The organism is Brevibacillus sp. FW301-21C12A, assembly GCF_058788915.1.
The window spans coordinates 1-2061 of sequence record NZ_JBYTBG010000101.1; the positions used below are offsets into that span (position 1 = coordinate 1).

Below are 2061 nucleotides of genomic sequence, written 5' to 3' on the forward strand. Positions count from 1 at the left end.
CTTTGAATCATGCTCGTTGCTCCATTCGTTTTTCCTAAATCATACCACATTTTCTTTAGTTTTCAGACACGTCCTAATAAAGTGTACGACGGGGAAGGAGTGGCGCACATGCAAAACATAGTAAGAACAATAGATACCACAGAGGCATTCAAGATGAAAATGCAACAACTTGAAACAGAACTGCAAAAGCGGGAAACGGAACTGTCCAAACTTGAGGAGACTGGAGTGCTGACATCAGCAAGTGGTAGCTTCCTCAATTTTATTGGCACTCTCGCATATACCGCATGCTTTCTGATAGTTGTGATTTGTTTGTTGGCGGCTATGAGCACAAAAGAAGATGCAGGTGTCTATATTTACTTGGCGGTCTTCTTTGGTGGAATCTGCTTTTATTTCGGATACAGATGGAAGAAGGGGGCTCAGGAAAAGAATCGTGAAGCAGAGGAGAAACGCCAGTCGGTCGAGCAGAGAAAAATACAAGTCCGGGATGAGATTGAGAGATTACGGACAGAGATCAAAGAGCAACAGGACTTTATTAACAGGCATATGCTGAACCAGCAAGAACTATTGAATCAGGAGATCAAGGCGATTCAAAACGCATCGCAGATAAATGGTGCCGATGAAAGTGAAACAAAGGAATGCCCACAGTGCGCAGAGATTATCAAGGCTAAGGCAAGAGTTTGCCGTTTTTGTAACTTTAGGTTTGACTAAAAGTTGAAACACGAGGATTGAAGATCAGGAGTACCTCTTTTTAATAATAAAAATTTCAGGGTTACAATTTCCCGATAGAAGGGATAAATATAAGCGAAAAAGCAGGAATGGATGAAGCGAAGCGGTTTATATAGTGGTACATCGCCGAAAAGCCGTCTTTTTTGCGGAATTCAGCCCAATGCCTGTTTATACCGAATGATGTATGACGGTTGAAGCGAGGAACTGATTTCGGTTGAGAGGGATGATTTTGGGTTATCGCCGCAGGCGGCCATGATCGGAAGATTCCAGTTCAAGTAGGGAGCAGAGGGTGTAAGAGATGATAATCAAATCGAATATACCTGCACTGAACGCGCTGAACAGACTACAGAAAAACAATAAAAATACAGCCAGTACGTTGGAAAAGTTATCGTCAGGGTTTCGTATAAACAAGGCGGCAGATGATGCGGCAGGGTTGTCGATCTCAGAGAAGATGAGAGCACAGATCAGGGGACTGGATCAGGCGCAACGAAACATACAGGACGGTATTTCACTTATTCAAACCGCAGAGGGTGGCCTCGCTGAGATTCAAAATCCTAATCTGCAACGATTGAGAGAGCTTGCAATACAAGCCGCAAACGATACGCTGACGCAAGTAGACAGGCAGAGCATTCAGGAAGAGGTCGAGCAGATCAAAAAAGCAATCGATGAGATTGCGAACGACACGGAGTTTAACGGCATCAAGTTATTAAATGTGCCGGATTCTGGCAAGGTTACAAAAACGATTGAGGTCATGAAAACTGTTACCAAAACAGAAACGACATATGTGCCAGAGGTTGTCGATCTTTCCAAGGCTACCAGTATTACCATATACGAGAGAAGCGCAGGGTTGAATGAACTTACGATTCCGCTCACCTCTTTACCTATGTCCGTGGAATGGAGTCCACCTGATTCACCAACAGAAAAATATTTGTTTGAGATTTACCGGTACGGATTCAAAACGACTGCTTATGGGCCCGCACAAGGTTATACCCCGGGGAACAATATTACTGGTGTAAGGTTAAATGGACTTTCAGGCTATGATGGAATCACTGAAATGTGGGCGAACAAAATTGAAACAACAAATGGGGGTTGGAAATTTCCAGACGCACAAGGTGATCACTCGGAACAAGCAATCTTAGGCGATAATCTCGCTGATTATCCCGATAACACTCAGGATTCACATATTGCCATTCGCTTTGAATATATGAGAGCTGTAACGACAACAACTACAGTCACAGTACCAGAGCTAGTCACCATTGAGGAGCCATTCCTGTAATGAAGAAATTTGAGCTTTGAAAGAAAAAAGCGCCTCCTGTATGCTGGGTCTTGGAATGG

2 protein-coding genes are annotated in these 2061 nt (G+C 43.6%); both read left to right on the forward strand.

Annotated features, from left to right (window positions below; translation table 11 throughout):
• Positions 1 to 108 precede the first annotated feature (108 nt).
• The gene (locus AC3WQH_RS25380; protein WP_005831674.1) at positions 109 to 708 is read left to right on the forward strand and encodes a zinc ribbon domain-containing protein; all 600 of its coding nucleotides are present in this window, start codon (positions 109 to 111) and stop codon (positions 706 to 708) included.
• A gap of 316 nt (positions 709 to 1024) precedes the next feature.
• A complete protein-coding gene (locus AC3WQH_RS25385; RefSeq protein WP_327920078.1) occupies positions 1025 to 2002 on the forward strand; it encodes a flagellin in 978 nt (325 codons plus the stop codon).
• The last annotated feature ends 59 nt before the right edge of the window (positions 2003 to 2061 follow it).

What these genes read in the sequence shown, in the direction of transcription:
- AC3WQH_RS25380 (WP_005831674.1), top strand. Translation starts at nt 109, where the DNA reads ATGCAAAACATAGTAAGAACAATAGATACCACAGAGGCATTCAAGATG.
- AC3WQH_RS25385 (WP_327920078.1), top strand. Translation starts at nt 1,025, where the DNA reads ATGATAATCAAATCGAATATACCTGCACTGAACGCGCTGAACAGACTA.